A 16,272-nucleotide genomic window follows, 5' to 3' on the forward strand; every position below is an offset into this window, starting at 1 on the left:
CTGGGGCAGCGACCACCCCGTCGGCGCCTCCATGATCACCGGCATCGGCACGGTCCCCGCCCCCCGCACCCCGTTCACCCGACCGGAACGCCGGCCTCCAAGTTGAGCACCGTGCCGCGTTCCCGGGCCCGCAGGGCCCAGCGCAGGCGTTCGTAGCGGACGGGGGGCAGCATTCCGGCCGCCTGGGCCTCCGTGGCGAACCGCCATTCCCGCAGCTCGGGGCCGGGCAGCCGCAGGGCGGCCTGCCGGGCGTGGTCCAAGCGGCCCCCGTCGAAGAGCAGGCGCAGGCCGCCGAAGGCGGGCCGTACCGGCGGCTCCCAGTCGACCACGAGCAGCCGCGGCGGCTCGGACAGCCGCAGCCCCAGTTCCTCGGCCACCTCCCGGACCCCGGCCCGGGCCGGGGCCTCCCCGGCCTCGACCACCCCGCCCGGGAACTCCCAGCCGGGCTTGTAGGTCGGGTCGACCAGCAGGACCCGGTCCTCCTCGTCGAAGAGGAGCACCCCGGCCGCCAAGGTGCGGTCGGTGGGCTTCGGGGTCTGCACGATGGGGCAGACCGCCGCCTCGTCGGTGCGCACCGCCCGGGCGATGAGCTCGGCCGTGGCCCGCGGGGTGAGCGCTCCGTTGTCCACCGCGTAGGCGTCCCGGGCCCACCATCCCGCCGCCGCCTCGCGGGCCGCGGGGAGCCGGTCCAAGGACCACTGGCGCACCCGCAGCCGGTTCTCCTCCTCGGTGGGTCCGAGCTCGGTCCGGGCCTCGATCCGCGCTCGCAGGATCGTTTCATCAGGAGTGAGGACCACATGGCGCACACAGATGCCCCGAGCGGCCAGCCCGCCGAAGATCTCGTCCCGGTACTCCTGCCGCAGCAGGGTCATCGGCACCACGAGGGTGCCGCCCAGGTCCGCGAGCAGGGCCGCGGCCCCGTCCACCACCAGCTGCCGCCAGACGGGCAGGTCCTGGTAGTCCGCCACCTCGTCCAGCCGCTTCTGCGGCAACAGCCGGCGCAGCGCCCCGCCGATCACCTCGGGGTCGTACGGACTGGCGTCCGGGATCAGACCGGCCAGCTCGCGCGCCGTACTGGTCTTGCCGGCGCCGAAAGCGCCGTTGATCCAGACAATCACGGGTCCCCCCTCGTCCGAAGCCCCCAGTGGCTTGCCCGCATCACCCTGTCACGGAAACGCGGATACCGGCCAACTCCGCCCGGACAACGTTGTCAGAGGTCCTACTCTGGTACGAGCCGCGCCCCGACCGCCCCGGAGGACCCCCTCGTGCCCACAGCGCCCCGCCCGCCCGAGCCCCGCTACGGCACCCGGCCGACGATGAAGGACGTGGCCGCGCACGCCGGGGTCGGGCTGAAGACGGTCTCCCGGGTCGTCAACGGCGAGCCGGGGGTCACCCCTGACACCGAGCGGCGGGTCCAGGAGTCCATCACCGCGCTCGGGTTCCGGCGCAACGACAGCGCCCGGGTGCTGCGCAAGGGGCGCACCGCCAGCATCGGGCTGGTCCTGGAGGACCTGGCCGACCCCTTCTACGGACCGCTGAGCCGGGCCGTGGAGGAGGTGGCCCGGGCGCACGGGGCCCTGTTGGTGAACGGCTCCAGCGCGGAGGACCCCGAGCGCGAGCGGGAGTTGGTCCTGGCGCTCTGCGCGCGGCGCGTGGACGGGCTGGTGGTGATCCCGGCCGGGGACGACCACCGCTATCTGGAACCGGAGGTCCGGGCGGGCCTGGCCACCGTCTTCGTGGACCGCCCGGCGGGTCGGATCGAGGCCGACGTGGTCCTGTCGGACAGCTACGGCGGGGCCCGCGAAGGCGTGGCCCACCTGATCGCGCACGGCCACCGCCGGATCGGCTTCATCGGGGACCACCCGCGCATCCACACCGCCACCGAGCGGCTGCGGGGCTATCGGGCGGCGATGGCGGAGGCGGGCCTGCCGGTGGCCCCGGCCTGGGAGTCGCTGGGGTCCACCGCCCCGGAGCGGGTCGCGGCGGCCGCGGCGGGGATGCTCGGCGGGGCGGAGCCGGTGACGGCGCTGTTCGCGGGGAACAACCGCGTCACCGTGACCGTCGTGCGGGTGCTGGCCGCCGCCCGGCCGGTGGCGCTGGTCGGCTTCGACGACTTCGAGCTGGCCGACCTGCTGCGTCCGGGGGTCACGGTGGTGGCGCAGGACGCCGCCGCGCTCGGCCGGGTGGCCGCCGACCGGCTGTTCACCCGGCTCGGCGGGGCCCGCCCGGAGCCCGAGCGGACCGAGCTGCCCACGCGGCTGGTCCCCCGCGGCTCCGGCGAACTCCCGCCCGCCGCGCCGTAGTCAGGCCGCCGCCCGTCCCTCCCCCGCGCCCGGTCGGACCGACAGCGCCGTCAGGTAGCGGCCGAGGCCCTCTGCGGTGCGGTCGAGCGGGAAGCGGGCCGCGAGCGCGCCGTCCGGGCGGACCAGGAAGCCGGTGGGGCCCGCCGGCCGGTAGAGCCGGGCGAATTCCCCGGCCGCGTCCCGGTAGGAGACCAGGGGCGGGGCTCCGGGCGGGCCCTGCGGAGGGTGTGCGGCCGGGTCCGCGGCGAGGATCGTCACGGCCTCGGCGGGCAGGCCGGTCCGCGGAGGCCGACCGGGCTCCGCCCCGTCGCCTCCGAGCTGGATTCCGGCGCCGGCGGCCGCGGCGAGGGCGGCGGCCGCGGCGGTCGGGTCCGGCGCGTACAGCAGGAGCACGTGCCCGGGGCGGTCGCGCAGCAGGTCGAGGAGGCGCAGCGGGTACGCGGCCAGGGCGGCGGTCAGCCCCGGGCAGTCCGGGGCCCGGTCGCCGGGCCCCGGGGCGCCGTCGGGGACCTCCCCGCCGGGGTCCAGGGGGCCGCTCCGGTAGGAGACGAGCAGCTGCCCCTCGGTGAGGGCCAGGGTCCGCGGGTCGGGGGTGTCGGGACCGGCCCCGACCCCGCCGGCCCGGGCGTGCCGGACGGTGCGGCCGACGACCTCCTCGCCGACGGGTCGGCGTTCGGCGTCGTAGCTCGCCAGCAGCTCCGGGCCGGCGGTGCCGCGGACCACCAGGGCCAGCTTCCAGGCGAGGTTGCAGGCGTCCTGGATGCCGGTGTTCATGCCCTGGGCGCCGGTGGGCGGGTGGATGTGCGCGGCGTCGCCCGCGACGAACACCCGGCCCTCGCCGTACCGGTCGGCGATGCGGTGGCTGATCCGGAAGACGGAGGACCAGCGCAGCCCGGAGAGCTCCGCCGGGCGGGGCGCGAGCCGGTCCACGACGGCGCGCAGCTCGTCGAGGGTGGGGGCGCGCGAGGGGTCGAGCCCGTGGGCGGGGCCTTCGGTGGCGGTACCGCCGCCCGAGGTCGGTCCGGTCCCCTCGCCCGACGGGGCCACGGTGAGCCCCGGGGGGACCGCCATCGAGACGCGGTAGCGGGCGGCGCCCGGCAGGGGGACGCAGACCAGCACCTCTTCGGGGGCGCCGTTCCGGGCGGGGCGGGTGGCGCGGACGGCGTACGCGGGCGGCAGGTCCCAGTCGAGCAGGAGGTCACCGAGCATGTACTCCTGGGGGAAGGCACCGCCGCCGAAGTCGAGTCCGAGGCCCTTGCGGACGGTGCTGTGGGCGCCGTCGCAGCCGGCCAGGTAGCGCACCCGCAGTTCCTCCTCGGCCCCCGCGGCGGAGCGCAGCCGGGCGGTGACGCCGTCGGGGTCCTGGGTGAAGGAGAGCAGGTCGGTGCCGCGTTCCACGGGGGTGCCGAGGCCCGCGAGGTGGGCCTCCAGGATGGCCTCGGTGGCGTACTGCGGGAGGGCGGCGAAGCGGTACGGCACGTCCGGGGGGAGGTCGAAGCCCGCCCGGACCCGCTCCTCGCCGTCCACGTAGACGAGTTGGCCGCGCAGGGTGAGGGCGGCCTCCATGACGGTGCGGGCCAGTCCGGCGCGGTCCCAGAGCTCCAGGGTGCGCGGCTGGATGCCGATGGCCTTGGCGTAGGGCAGCCGGGCGGCCAGCCGGTCCACGATCCGGCAGCGCACGCCGTGGCGGCGCAGTTCGAGGGCGGCGCTCAGACCGACGGGCCCGGCGCCCACCACGAGTACCTCGGTGTCCGCTGCCCGGCTCACGGGACCTCCCGGTGGCGGCCCCCCTGGTGGTCCCCCCATTCTCGCGCGGCCCGGCGGGGCGGGCCCGTCGACGGCGGGCGGGGCCCGACCGGTCGGCGCCGGACGTGCCGCCGGCCCGCACCGGGCAGGGAGCCGGTGCGGGCCGGGTCGGAGGTCAGGCCGAGGCGGTGAGGGTGGCCGAGCGGCGCGGGATCGCGAAGGCGTCCAGCTCGGCGCGGCTCAGGCCGGTCAGGCCGGTGACCTCGTCGGCGCCCACCGCGCCGCAGTCCAGGCCGCGGACCAGGTAGCCGGCCAGGGCCTTGGCGGTGGCGGGCTCGTCCATCACGTCGCCCTCGATCCGGGCCACGTACGCCTTCAGGCGGGCCGCGGCGGCGTCGAGGCCCTCGCGGTAGAAGGCGAAGACGGCGGCGTAGCGGGTCGGCAGGTGACCGGGGTGCATGTCCCAGCCCTGGTAGTAGGCGCGGGCCAGGGCGCGGCGGGTGAGGCCGTAGTGCAGCTTCCACGCCTCGTGCACGTGCTCGGTGGTGCCGATCGGGAGGACGTTGGTGGAGCCGTCGGAGACGCGGACGCCGGTGCCCGCGGCGGCCACCTGCATGATCGCCTTGGCGTGGTCGGCGGCCGGGTGGTCGCTGGACTGGTAGGCGGCGGAGACGCCGACGCAGGCGCTGTAGTCGAAGGTGCCGTAGTGCAGGCCGGTGGCACGCCCCTTGGCGGCGTCGATCATGCGGGCCACGGTGGCGGTGCCGTCGGAGGCCAGGATGGACTGGCTGGTCTCGATCTGGATCTCGAAGCCGATGCGGCCGGGGCGCAGGCCGCGGGTGGCCTCGAAGGACTCCAGGAGCCGGACGAAGGCGTCGACCTGCTCGGCGTAGGTGACCTTGGGGAGGGTGAGGACGAGGTTGTCCGGGAGGCCGCCGTGGGCGAGGAGGCCGGAGAGGAAGACGTCGGTGGTGCGGATGCCGCGGTCGCGGACGTTGGACTCCATGCACTTCATGCGGATGCCCATGTAGGGGGCGTTGGTGCCGTTGGAGTACGCCTCGGAGACCAGGCGGGCGGCGCGGGCGGCGGCCTGGTCCTCCTCCTCGTCGGAGCGGACGCCGAAGCCGTCCTCGAAGTCGATGCGGAGGTCCTCGATGGGCTCCTCCGTCAGCTTGGCGCGGACGCGCTCGTAGACGGGTCCGGCCAGCTCGTCCTTGATGCCGAGGACCTTGGCGAGGGTGGCGGCGTCGGGGGCGTGCTCGTCGAGGGCGGCGAGGGCCTGGTCGCCCCAGGCACGGACGGTGTCCGCGGTGAAGACGTCCCCGGGTACGTAGACGGTGTGCACGGGCTGGCGGGTGCCGGGGTCGCCGGGGTAGCGGCGGGCGAGCTCCGCGTCCACCGGGGCGAGGGAGGCGCTGATGCCCTCGCTGACCGCGCCGGCGAGGCTCGTCGCCACCTTCTCCTGCTGACCCATCGTGCACTCTCCTCACTTTTCCGCTTCACGGAAGCATTGATCCGCATAGCAGAACTTAGTCAGCGGCTCCCCTGTCGTCAATGGTGTCCCGAACGCGCGCGGGGCCGCGTGGTGATCATCACCACGCGGCCCCGGACGGAGTGTCTTCGCAGGTCAGCCGATCAGCCCTTGCGGGCCTGGATCTCGGCGGTCAGCTGCGGGACGACCTCGAAGAGGTCGCCGACCACGCCGTAGTCGACCAGCTCGAAGATCGGGGCCTCGGCGTCCTTGTTGACGGCCACGATGGTCTTCGAGGTCTGCATGCCGGCCCGGTGCTGGATCGCGCCGGAGATGCCGGAGGCGATGTAGAGCTGCGGGGAGACCGACTTGCCGGTCTGGCCGACCTGGTTGGAGTGCGGGTACCAACCGGCGTCCACGGCGGCGCGGGAGGCGCCGACGGCCGCGCCGAGCGAGTCGGCCAGGGCCTCGATGATGCCGAAGTTCTCGGCACCGTTGACGCCACGGCCGCCGGAGACCACGATCGCGGCCTCGGTCAGCTCGGGACGGCCGGTGGACTCGCGCGGGGTGCGGGAGACGACCTTGGTGCCGGTGGCCAGGGCACCGAAGGTGACGGCGAGGGCCTCGACGGCGCCCGCGGCCGGGGCGGCCTCCACCGGGGCCGAGTTCGGCTTCACGGTGATGACCGGGGTGCCCTTGGAGACGCGGGACTTGGTGGAGTACGAGGCGGCGAACGCGGACTGGGTCGCGACCGGGCCCTCGTCACCGGCCTCCAGGTCCACGGCGTCGGTGATGATGCCGGAGCCGATGCGGACCGCGAGGCGGGCGGCGATCTCCTTGCCCTCCGCGGAGGAGGGGACCAGGACGGCGGCCGGGGAGACGGCCTCGTACGCGGCCTGGAGCGCGTCCACCTTCGGTACCACGAGGTAGTCGGCGAACTCGGGGGCGTCGGCGGTCAGGACCTTGACCGCACCGTGCTCGGCGAGCACGGCCGCGGTGTCGGCGGCACCGGCGCCGAGGGCGACGGCGACCGGCTCGCCGACGCGGCGGGCCAGCGTGAGCAGTTCGAGGGTGGGCTTGCGGACGGCGCCGTCCACGTGGTCGACGTAGACGAGAACTTCAGCCATGGGACTTCTCCAGCGATTGCGAAGATACGAGGGGCGGTGGGGGTGCCGAAGCCTTAGATGAACTTCTGGCCGGCCAGGAACTCGGCCAGCTGCTTGCCGCCCTCGCCCTCGTCCTTGACGATCGTGCCGGCGGTGCGGGCCGGACGCTCGGTGGCGGAGTCCACCGCGGTCCAGGCACCCTCCAGGCCGACCTCCTCGGCGTCCACGCCGAGGTCCGACAGGTCCCAGGACTCCACCGGCTTCTTCTTGGCGGCCATGATGCCCTTGAAGGACGGGTAACGGGCCTCACCGGACTGGTCGGTGACGGAGACCACGGCCGGCAGGGAGGCGGTCAGCTGCTCGCTGGCGGCGTCGCCGTCGCGGCGGCCGGTCACGGTGCCGTCCTCGACCTTGACCTCGGAGAGCAGGGTGACCTGCGGGACGCCCAGGCGCTCGGCGAGGATGGCCGGGAGCACGCCCATGGTGCCGTCGGTGGAGGCCATGCCGGTGAGGACCAGGTCGTAACCGGCCTTCTCCAGGGCCTTGGCCAGGACCAGCGAGGTGCCCATGACGTCGGTGCCGTGGAGGTCGTCGTCCTCGACGTGGACGGCCTTGTCGGCACCCATGGACAGCGCCTTGCGCAGGGCGTCCTTGGCGTCCTCGGGGCCGACCGTCAGCACGGTGACCTCGGCCTCGTCGGCCTCCTCGGCGATCTGCAGCGCCTGCTCGACGGCGTACTCGTCGAGCTCCGACAGCAGGCCGTCCACGTCCTCGCGGTCGACCGTCAGGTCGTCGGCGAAGCCCCGGTCACCGGTGGCGTCGGGCACGTACTTCACACAGACAACGATCCTCAAGCTCACGCCGGCTCTCCTACTGCATCGTCTCTACTTGTGCTGCCTTGTGCAGGCAGCATAGGCGCCTCTTCGGGCACATCCCGACCGGGGCGGCCCGCGCTCCGAACAGGATGTTACTCGCCAGTACATCCAAGGTCCGGCCAGGAAGCAAGCCGGACCCACTGTGACCTTCCCAACGCCCGGACCAGGGTGAAAGTGCCCGCCGGCGGGGCAGGTAAGGCAAGGCTCAGTCGCGCAGGGCGTTGAACCGCCCCCCGTGGTAGAGCAGCGGCCGTCCGCTGCTCCCGGCCGGGCCTTCCGGACTGCCCGCGACCACTTCCGCGAGGACCAGCCGGTGTTCCGCCGCGGGCACCTTGGCCACCACCCGGCACACCAGCCACGCCAGTACTCCGTCCAGGACCGGCACCCCCTCCGGACCCGGCCGCCAGGAGGTGCCCGGCCCGAACCGGTCGGCTCCGCTACGGGCGAACAGCCCGGCCAGCTCGCCCTGGTCCTCGCCGAGCACGTGCACGCCGACGTGCTCCGCGCCGGACAGGACCGGCCAGCTGGAGGACCCGGTGCCCACGGAGAAGGAGAGCAGGGGCGGATCGGCGGCCACGGAGCTGAGCGAGGTGGCGGTGAAGCCCACCGGACGCTCCGGGCCGGCCGCGGTGATCACGGCGACCCCGGCGGCGTGCCGGCGGAAGACGGAGCGGAGGAGGTCGGCGGAGCCCTGGCGGGCGGCGCCCGGGGAAACGGTCGGTGCCGTCATCGTGAGTGGTGTCCTTCTGACTGGTTCGTCTGCGCGTCGGGGGCCGTTCAACGGCCCGGACAGCGCGCGCTCGCGTGTCCGGCGGGGCCACCGGGGACCCGTCCGGAAAGAAGGAGATCAGACCGCATACGGCCAGCCTGTCCAGGGGTGGGCGGTGCGTCAAGCGCCTGCGGGCAGATGCGAGCGGCATCACGGAGCCCCCGGACGGCGCCCGTACGGAAGTTCGGACTCTGACGGTGACCCGTCAGAGCTCCCGGGGCCACCCCCGCGTCGCCTCCGGGCGCCACGGCGGCCGCGGGGCTCAGAGCACGGCCCCCAGGGCGGCGATCACGTCGACCTTGCGCGGCATGCCCTCGGCCCGCCGCACCACCCGGCCCGCGCCGTCCAACACCAGCACCGTCGGGGTCCGCCGCACGTCCAGCGAGCGGACCAGCTCCAGTCGCGCCTCGGCGTCGATCTCCACGTGGGCCACGCCCGGCACCAGGGCGGCCACCTCGGCGAGCACCCGCCGGGTGCCCCGACAGGGCCGGCAGAAGGCGGTGGAGAACTGCACCAGGGTGGCCCGTTCCCCGGGCGCGGCGCCCAGTTCGGCCTCGCCCAGCACCCGCTCCGCGGTCTCCGCGCCCTGCCCCGCCACCCGCTGCTCCCGTCCTCGCCGGACCCACTGCCCGGTCCCCGGGCAACCACCCCACCGGTGCCCGGAATTCCCTGCGTGACGAGAATCTCTCCCGGCGCGGCCCGCTGAACTGGCCACCGGGGCCGCCATGGGGCACGATCCCCCTTGCCACGTACCTACGATGGCGTAACTTCCCGCCGGGAGAACCTCCCCAGGCACAAAGAGAGGGGTCTCCCCGCATGGCAGAGCTCGTCTACCCCCCGGTCGTCGGCGCCGCGCACACCCTGTTCCGCGCGCTCGACATCCGTATCGACATGAAGGGCACGGAGCACATCCCGCGCCAGGGCGGTGCGGTGCTCGTCTCCAACCACATCGGGTACCTCGACTTCATCTTCACCGGCCTGACGGCGCGACCCTCCAAGCGGCTGGTGCGGTTCATGGCCAAGGACTCGGTCTTCCGGCACAAGGTCTCGGGCCCGCTGATGCGCGCCATGAAGCACATCCCGGTCGACCGCAAGCAGGGCGAGGCCGCCTACCAGCAGGCCCTCACCTCCCTGCGCTCCGGCGAGATCATCGGGGTCTTCCCCGAGGCCACCATCTCCCAGTCCTTCACGCTCAAGAGCTTCAAGTCGGGGGCGGCCCGGATGGCCCAGGAGGCCGGGGTGCCGCTGATCCCGATGGCGCTGTGGGGCACCCAGCGGCTGTGGACCAAGGGCCGCCCGAAGGACCTGCGGCGCAGCCACATCCCGGTGACCATGCGCGTGGGAGAGCCCATGGAGGCCCCCACCGACCAGTACGCGGGCGCGATCACCCGACGCCTGCGCGAGCGGGTCCAGGAGCTGCTGGACGCCGCCCAGGGCGCCTACCCGGCCCGCCCGAAGGGCCCGGAGGACTCCTGGTGGCTGCCGGCCCACCTGGGCGGCACCGCGCCCACCCCGGCCGAGGTCCGCGACCAGGGCTGAGCGCCCCCACGGGCGCACGGACGCCGCGCGACACCGGCCGGGACCGCGGACGGCCCCGAGGGCGCCGGGAGGCTTCCCGGGGCCCTCAGAGCGCCGTGGGCAGCCTCCGCCACAGCTCCTCGCGGTCGGCCGAGTGCCGCAGCGCGTCCAGGACGGGCACGGGCGGGGTGGCGTACAGCAGCGGGTAGTCGACCTCACCGACGGCGGGCCGCACCGTCCACGCCAATCGCTCCGTGTCCGGGGAGAACCGCGCGTCCACCCCGGGCGGGACGTTGCCCCGGGGGTCCTGCCGGGCCCAGTCCGCGCGGCCGGGGAACAGCACGGCCACGAGTCCGTGGACCAGCGGGTTCCCCCCGTCCTCGTCGGCGAGCCGCTGGTAGCAGAGTCCGGTGGGGATCCCCTCGGCCCGGAGCAGGGCGGCCAGGGCGTGGGACTTGGCGTGGCAGATGCCGGTCTCCAGGGTGAGCACGTCGGAGGCGCGCCAGGTGACGCGGTCGTCCCCGGTGTCCGCGGAGTGCGGGATCCGGTCCCGGACGTGGTGGTAGGCCGCGCGGGCGTAGGCCAGATCGTCGCCGGCGCGGGCGCGGAGGGCGGCCGCCGTGGCGCGCACCACGGGATGGTGGTGGTCGATCACCTCGTCGGCGGCGGTGTAGGCGCCCGGGTCGGTCGCGTGCGGGATCAGCTGCATGCCCCGGAGCATAGGAAGGCCCCCGGCCGCATTCAATGGAATTACGGTCGGGGGCATACCCATGCACTACGGGGTGGTCCGCCTCAGCGGGCCATCTCCTCCTTGAGGGCCTGGACGAAGCCGTCCACGTCCTCGGGCTGGGTGTCGAACCCGCACATCCAGCGGACGTCGCCGGCCGCCTCGTCCCAGAAGTAGAAGCGGAAACGCTTCTGCAGGCGGCGGGTGACCTCGTGCGGGAGCCGCGCGAAGACGGCGTTGGCCTGCACCGGGTACAGCACCTCCACCCCGTCCACGCCGCGCACCCCGGCTTCCAGCCGGGCCGCCATGTCGTTGGCGTGCCGGGCGTTGCGCAGCCACAGGTCCTTGGCGAGCAGCGCCTCCAGCTGGACGGAGACGAAGCGCATCTTCGAGGCCAGCTGCATGGACATCTTGCGGACGTGCTTCATCTGGCGGGCGGCGTCCGGGTTCAGCACGACGACGGCCTCGCCGAACATCATGCCGTTCTTGGTGCCGCCGTAGGAGAGCACGTCCACGCCCACGGTGTTGGTGAAGGTCCGCATCGGCACGTCCAGGGACGCGGCGGCGTTCGCTATCCGGGCCCCGTCGAGGTGCACCTTCATCCCGAGGGAGTGCGCGTGCCGGCAGATGGCCGCGATCTCCTCCGGGGTGTACACGGTGCCCAGCTCGGTGTTCTGGGTGATGGACACCACCTGGGGCATGGCCCGGTGCTCGTCCTCGAAGCCCCATGCCTCCTGGTCGATCAGCTCGGGGGTGAGCTTGCCGTCCGGGGTGGGGACCGCGAGGAGCTTCAGACCGGCCATCCGCTCCGGCGCGCCGCCCTCGTCCACGTTGATGTGGGCGGTCTTGGCGCAGATCACCGCGCCCCAGCGGTCCGTCATCGCCTGGAGGGCGGTGACGTTCGCGCCGGTGCCGTTGAAGACCGGGTACGCCTCGGCGTACGGCCCGAAGTGGCTGCGGATGATCTTCTGGAGGTGCTCGGTGTACTCGTCCTCGCCGTAGGAGACCTGGTGGCCGCCGTTGGCGAGGGCGAGGGCCTCCAGGACCTCCGGGTGGACCCCCGCGTAGTTGTCGCTGGCGAAGCCGCGCACCGCCGGGTCGTGCCGGCGGCGCGCGTCCGTCTTCAGGGTTGCGGGGTGAGCCACAGACGCTGTCCGTTCACTTCCGTGGCGGGCCGGTCCCACACTCCGGCGATGGCCTCGGCCAGCTCCGTGACGTCGGTGAAGCCCGCGAACTTCGCAGTGGGGCGCTCGGCTCGCATGGCCTCGTGCACCAGTGCCTTGATCACCAGGATGGTAGCCGCCGCCTTCGGCCCGTCCTCGCCCCCGGCCTTGCGGAAGGAGTCCGCCATGGCCAGGGTCCACGCCTCGGCGGCCGCCTTGCCGGCGTTGTACGCGGCGTTGTTGGCGACCGGCTTGTGCGCGCCGGACTGGCTGATCAGCACGTAGCGGCCGTTCCCGGTGCGCTGGAGGCCGTCGTGGAAGGCCATCGAGGTGTGCTGGACGGTGCGGATGAGGAGCTTCTCCAGGAACTCCCAGTCCGCGAGGTCGGTCTCCGTGAAGGAGGGGCTGCCGCGCCAGCCGCCCACGAGGTGGACGAGGCCGTCGACGCGGCCGAACTCCTTCTCGGTCCGGTCGGCCCAGGCGCGGGTGGCGTCCAGGTCGAGGAGGTCCACGGTGTCGCCGGTGACGGTGGCGCCGCCGTGGGCGTACCGCGCCGCGTCCACGGCCTCCGCCAGGCGGGCGGGGTCCGCGTCGGAGGCCACGACCGTGGCCCCCGCCTCGGCGAGCCGGATCAGGGTGGCGCGGCCCGCGGGCCCGCCGGCTCCGGCGACCGCGACCACCGCTCCGCTCAGCGGGCCGTTCCCGTTGCCGCTCATGACTGCTGCCTCCTGTGCGCCGTCGCTCACGCGGCGACCTGCGCGTCCGCCGCGTCCTTCGCCGTGATGCCCTTGGTGGAGGCGATCACGCCCTTCAGCTTCTTGGAGAGGGCCTCGAAGAACATGCTGAGCGGAAACTCGTCCGGAAGCACGTCGTCGACGAGCTTGCGGGGCGGCTGGGACAGGTCCAGGGCGTCGGGACCCTTGGCCCACTTGGAGCCCGGGTGCGGGGCCAGGTAGGTGGAGACCAGCTCGTACGCCTTGAACCAGTGGACCAGCTTCGGGCGGTCGATGCCGTCGCGGTACAGCTTCTCGATCTCGCCGCAGAGCTGGTTGGTGATCCGGGGGGCCTGCTCCCAATCGATCTTCAGCTTGTTGTCGGTCCAGCGGATCACGTCGTGCTTGTGCAGGTACGCGAAGAGCAGCTGGCCGCCGAGACCGTCGTAGTTGCGGTTGCGGTCGCCGGTGAGCGGGAAGCGGAACATCCGGTCGAACAGGACGGCGTACTGGACGTCGCGGCCGTGCTCGTTGCCCTCGGCGTCGAGCTTCACGGCTTCCTTGAAGGCGGTGAGGTCGCAGCGCAGCTCCTCCAGGCCGTACATCCAGAACGGCTGGCGCTGCTTGATCATGAACGGGTCGAAGGGCAGGTCGCCGTGGCTGTGGGTGCGGTCGTGGACCATGTCCCACAGGACGAAGGCCTTCTCGCAGCGGTCCTGGTCGGCGAGCATGAGGCGGATGTCCTCGGGCAGCTCCAGGCCAAGGGTCTCCACGGCGGCCTCGGTGACCTTGCGGAAGCGGGCGGCCTCGCGGTCGCAGAAGATGCCGCCCCAGCTGAAGCGCTCGGGGGCCTCGCGGACGGCGATGGTCTCCGGGAAGAGCACGGCGGAGTTGGTGTCGTAGCCCGCGGTGAAGTCCTCGAAGGTGATGCCGAGGAAGAGCGGGTTGTCGTACCGGGTGCGCTCCAGCTCGGCCAGCCACTCGGGCCACACCATCTTCAGGGCGACGGCCTCGAAGTTGCGGTCGGGGTTGCCGTTCTGGGTGTACATCGGGAAGACCACCAGGTGCTGGAGGCCGTCCGCGCGCTCGGCGGCGGGCTGGAAGGCCAGCAGCGAGTCGAGGAAGTCCGGGATCCCGAAGCCGTCGGCGACCCACTTGCGCAGGTCGGCGACGAGGGCGCGGTGGTAGGTCGTCGCGTGGGGCAGCAGCGGGGAGAGCTCCTCGACCGCGGCGGCCATCCGCTCGACGGTGGCCGCGGCGGTCTCCCGGGTGGGAGCGCCCTCTGCCTCGAAGTCGATCGAACCGTCCTTGGACTGCCAGGGGCGGATCTCTTCCACGGCGGCCTTGAGCACGGGCCACGCAGGGTGGTCCACCACCCGCGTCTCGGCGGTTATGGCGCCACCGCCGACGCCCGGCACAAGAGTTTCCGTCATGTCACTTCCTCCACAGGAGAACCTCACGTCAAGACAGCGTATGCATGCGAAGGTCTCCCGCTCAAGAGGGGGATCAATAAATTATCCTGCGCGACCCCCTGATGTACCGAAATTCTTCCCGTGCCAGACGGTTGCGGCGACGAGTTCGGCGAGCCCTCGCAGAGCGGTACGAGCCTCGGGCAGGTGTTCGGGGAAGGCGGTGAAGCCGTGGAACACCCCCGGGTACGCGTCCACGGTGACGGCCGCGCCCCGGGAGCGCCGGGCCGCGGCGAAGGCCAGCCCGTCGTCCAGGAGGGGGTCGCACCCGGCGAGCACCAGGTGCGCCGGCGGCAGGGCGGCCAGCGCGGCCTCCCCGGCGGCCGACGGGGAGGCCAGGGGATCGCCCGGATCGCCGTCGGGGCCCAGGTACCGCTCCCAGAACCAGCGCAGGTGGGCGGCGGTCAGGTAGTACCCCTTCCCGTTGCGGCGGTGGGACTCCCCCGCGCGCGCCGCGTCCAGGGCCGGACACAGCAGCACCTGGAGGGCCACCGCGGGGCCGCCCCGCCGGGCCGCCGTCAGCAGGGCGGACACCGCCAGGGCGGCCCCCGCGCTGTCGCCCGCCACCACCAGGGCCGCCGGGTCCCCGCCCAGCTCCCCGGCGTGCGCGGCGGTCCAGCAGAGGGCCGCGTACACGTCCAGGGGGGCGGCCGGGAAGGGGTGCTCGGGCGCCTTGCGGTACTCGACGGCCACGACCACCGCCCCGGTGGAGGCGCACAGGGCGCGGACGGTCCGGTCGTAGGTGTCGAGGTCGCAGAGGACGAATCCGCCGCCGTGACAGAAGAGGAGGGTGGGACGGGGCCCGGGCGGGCCGCCCGGGCCCGGCCGGTACACGCGGACCGGAACGGCGGGGGCGCCGGCGGGACCCGGCACCGACAGGTCGGTCACGGCTCCCACCGGGAGCGGGGGGCGCGCCTCGCCGGGCGCGGCCGCGAGGATCCGACGGGCCTCGGCGGCGTCGGTGACGGCCCCGCCGAGGTCGGGGAAGACCGCGGCGAGGGCGTCGGCCAGCCGGCGGGCCGCCGGGGTGAGCCGGTCCGGGGCGATCACGGGGCCGTGGCGGTCGGGGCGGTCTCGCCGCGGAAGTGCGGGATGACCTTCTCGCCCCACTGCCGCAGGGTCTCCAGGCAGGCCGCCTGCGGGACCGTGCCCATCTGGACCAGGCAGATCACCTCGTCGGCTCCGGCCTCGGCGAGCCGCCGCACGTGGGCGATGGCGTCCTCGGCGGTGCCGTAGGCGTGGTCGGCGTGGAAGGTGGCGGTGGCGGTGGGCCGGACGGGGACGGACTGCTCGTGGAGGCGGGCCTCGACCTGCTCGGCGGCGCGGCGCAGCTCGGCCGCCTCGTCCGCCCCCGGGACCACGGCCTCGTCCGGGACCCCGGTGTCCCCGTACCAATGCCCGATGGCCTGGGCGAAGAAGCGCTGGCCGCGCAGTCCGGTGCGGCGGGCCTCCTCCCGGTCGTCCAGGACGAGGGTGGGGCAGAGCACGGCGAAGTGGTCGTTGACCTCGGTGGAGACGAGGCGGGCGCCGTCGCGGGCGGCCACGGCCCCGTCGTACACGGCGCGCATCCGGGCCACCGACTCCGGCCCCGCGAAGCCCATCACCAGGGCTCCCACGCCGAGCTGCGCCGCCTGCACCAGGGTGTCCTCGCGGGAGCAGGCCAGGAAGAGCGGGGGGTGCGGGAGCCGGGCGGGGCGGGGCAGCACCGGGTGGGGGCCGATGTCGAGGAACTCGCCGTGGTATTCCAGGCGCTCCTCCTGCCAGGCTCGGCCGATGACCCGCAGCCCCTCCTCGACCTCGCGGGTGGTGCGGGCGGGGTCCACCCCGAAGAGCGAGGTCTCCTGCCGGGTGCCGCCCCGGCCGGCACCGAGGTCCACCCGGCCGCCGGAGAGCAGGTCGAGCATGGCGGCCCGCTCGGCCACCCGGACGGGGTGGTTGAAGCCGAAGGGCATGCAGACGACGCCGTGGCCGATGCGGATGGTGGAGGTGCGGGCGGCGATCCAGCTGAGCAGGACCTCGGGGGCCGAGAGGTGGGAGTACCAGGTGAGGGCGTGGTGCTCCACCGCCCAGATCCGGTCGAATCCCATCCGCTCGGCGAACACGGCCTGTTCCACGGTGTCGTGGATGACCTGTCGCTCCCGTTCCGGGGTGGGGTCGGCCAGTTGCGCTTCGAAGATCACGGAGAATTCCACGCTGCCTCCAGGGATGGCGTCTGTGTGCGTTCTTCCGATTCGAAATATGACTAGTCGTCATAGCGTGAAGAGGCAAGGGGTACGACCTCCCCGGCCGGGCGGGGTCGGCCCGCCGGAGCCCCGCGCGACGAGCCGGACGGCCGCCGCCCGGCCGATTCCCGGCGGTTCCGGACGGCGGCCGGGAACAGCGCGTGCACGCCCGGTCTCATTCCGCGACCGG

The 16,272-nt window shown here is 73.9% G+C and carries 15 protein-coding genes; 2 read left to right on the forward strand and 13 right to left on the reverse strand.

All coding sequences use genetic code 11. The features are described 5' to 3' along the window. Positions 1–74: 74 nt before the first annotated feature. Positions 75–1,118, reverse strand: a complete 1,044-nt coding sequence (locus tag ABTZ17_RS06145) for an NUDIX hydrolase (protein ID WP_352194309.1) — start codon at positions 1,116–1,118, stop codon at positions 75–77. Positions 1,119–1,316: 198 nt separating this feature from the next. On the opposite strand from ABTZ17_RS06145, the gene ABTZ17_RS06150 reads away from it, so the two are divergent. Next, the gene (locus ABTZ17_RS06150) at positions 1,317–2,303 is read left to right on the forward strand and encodes a LacI family DNA-binding transcriptional regulator (RefSeq protein ID WP_352194371.1); all 987 of its coding nucleotides are present in this window, start codon (positions 1,317–1,319) and stop codon (positions 2,301–2,303) included. Here the strand turns inward: ABTZ17_RS06150 and ABTZ17_RS06155 are convergent, their stop codons facing one another. From ABTZ17_RS06155 to ABTZ17_RS06180, 6 genes are all read right to left on the reverse strand, one after another. Beyond that, complete coding sequence (locus ABTZ17_RS06155; protein WP_502994607.1) at positions 2,304–4,109, reverse strand: FAD-dependent monooxygenase; 1,806 nt, start codon at positions 4,107–4,109, stop codon at positions 2,304–2,306. 115 nt (positions 4,110–4,224) lie between these two features. After that, positions 4,225–5,523, reverse strand: a complete 1,299-nt coding sequence (locus tag ABTZ17_RS06160; RefSeq protein ID WP_352194311.1) for a DUF6986 family protein — start codon at positions 5,521–5,523, stop codon at positions 4,225–4,227. 161 nt (positions 5,524–5,684) lie between these two features. After that, positions 5,685–6,647, reverse strand: coding sequence for an electron transfer flavoprotein subunit alpha/FixB family protein (locus tag ABTZ17_RS06165; RefSeq protein ID WP_352194312.1), 963 nt, complete (start codon positions 6,645–6,647; stop codon positions 5,685–5,687). Between the two features lie 53 nt (positions 6,648–6,700). Then, positions 6,701–7,486: an electron transfer flavoprotein subunit beta/FixA family protein gene (locus ABTZ17_RS06170; protein ID WP_352194313.1), complete on the reverse strand. Its 786-nt coding sequence runs from the start codon at positions 7,484–7,486 to the stop codon at positions 6,701–6,703. 220 nt (positions 7,487–7,706) lie between these two features. Then, the gene (locus ABTZ17_RS06175) at positions 7,707–8,231 is read right to left on the reverse strand and encodes a flavin reductase family protein (protein WP_352194314.1); all 525 of its coding nucleotides are present in this window, start codon (positions 8,229–8,231) and stop codon (positions 7,707–7,709) included. Positions 8,232–8,532: 301 nt separating this feature from the next. Beyond that, a complete protein-coding gene (locus ABTZ17_RS06180) occupies positions 8,533–8,868 on the reverse strand; it encodes a thioredoxin family protein (RefSeq protein ID WP_352194315.1) in 336 nt (111 codons plus the stop codon). A gap of 218 nt (positions 8,869–9,086) precedes the next feature. Here ABTZ17_RS06180 and ABTZ17_RS06185 point away from each other — a divergent pair, with 218 nt between their 5' ends. Then, positions 9,087–9,809: a lysophospholipid acyltransferase family protein gene (locus ABTZ17_RS06185; RefSeq protein ID WP_352194316.1), complete on the forward strand. Its 723-nt coding sequence runs from the start codon at positions 9,087–9,089 to the stop codon at positions 9,807–9,809. 85 nt (positions 9,810–9,894) lie between these two features. Here ABTZ17_RS06185 and ABTZ17_RS06190 read toward each other — a convergent pair whose 3' ends face one another. The 6 genes from ABTZ17_RS06190 to ABTZ17_RS06215 all read right to left on the reverse strand — a co-directional run bounded on the left by ABTZ17_RS06190 (position 9,895) and on the right by ABTZ17_RS06215 (position 16,052). Next, complete coding sequence (locus ABTZ17_RS06190; RefSeq protein ID WP_352194317.1) at positions 9,895–10,497, reverse strand: transglutaminase-like domain-containing protein; 603 nt, start codon at positions 10,495–10,497, stop codon at positions 9,895–9,897. 83 nt (positions 10,498–10,580) lie between these two features. Continuing rightward, the gene (locus ABTZ17_RS06195) at positions 10,581–11,642 is read right to left on the reverse strand and encodes a threonine aldolase family protein (RefSeq protein ID WP_352194372.1); all 1,062 of its coding nucleotides are present in this window, start codon (positions 11,640–11,642) and stop codon (positions 10,581–10,583) included. Next, entirely contained in the window at positions 11,639–12,394 is a 756-nt protein-coding gene (locus ABTZ17_RS06200; protein ID WP_352194318.1) for an SDR family NAD(P)-dependent oxidoreductase, read from the reverse strand. The genes ABTZ17_RS06195 and ABTZ17_RS06200 overlap by 4 nt, the downstream gene beginning before the upstream one ends. A gap of 26 nt (positions 12,395–12,420) precedes the next feature. Further along, on the reverse strand, positions 12,421–13,824 hold the full coding sequence (locus tag ABTZ17_RS06205) for a DUF6421 family protein (protein WP_352194319.1): 1,404 nt from the start codon (positions 13,822–13,824) through the stop codon (positions 12,421–12,423). An 81-nt stretch (positions 13,825–13,905) separates the two neighbouring features. Continuing rightward, a complete protein-coding gene (locus ABTZ17_RS06210) occupies positions 13,906–14,910 on the reverse strand; it encodes an alpha/beta hydrolase (RefSeq protein ID WP_352194320.1) in 1,005 nt (334 codons plus the stop codon). Next, positions 14,907–16,052, reverse strand: coding sequence for an LLM class flavin-dependent oxidoreductase (locus ABTZ17_RS06215; RefSeq protein ID WP_352194321.1), 1,146 nt, complete (start codon positions 16,050–16,052; stop codon positions 14,907–14,909). The genes ABTZ17_RS06210 and ABTZ17_RS06215 overlap by 4 nt, the downstream gene beginning before the upstream one ends. Between the last annotated feature and the right edge of the window lie 220 nt (positions 16,053–16,272).

The organism is Streptomyces sp. NPDC097619 (genome assembly GCF_040302735.1).
GTDB lineage: Bacteria > Actinomycetota > Actinomycetes > Streptomycetales > Streptomycetaceae > Streptomyces.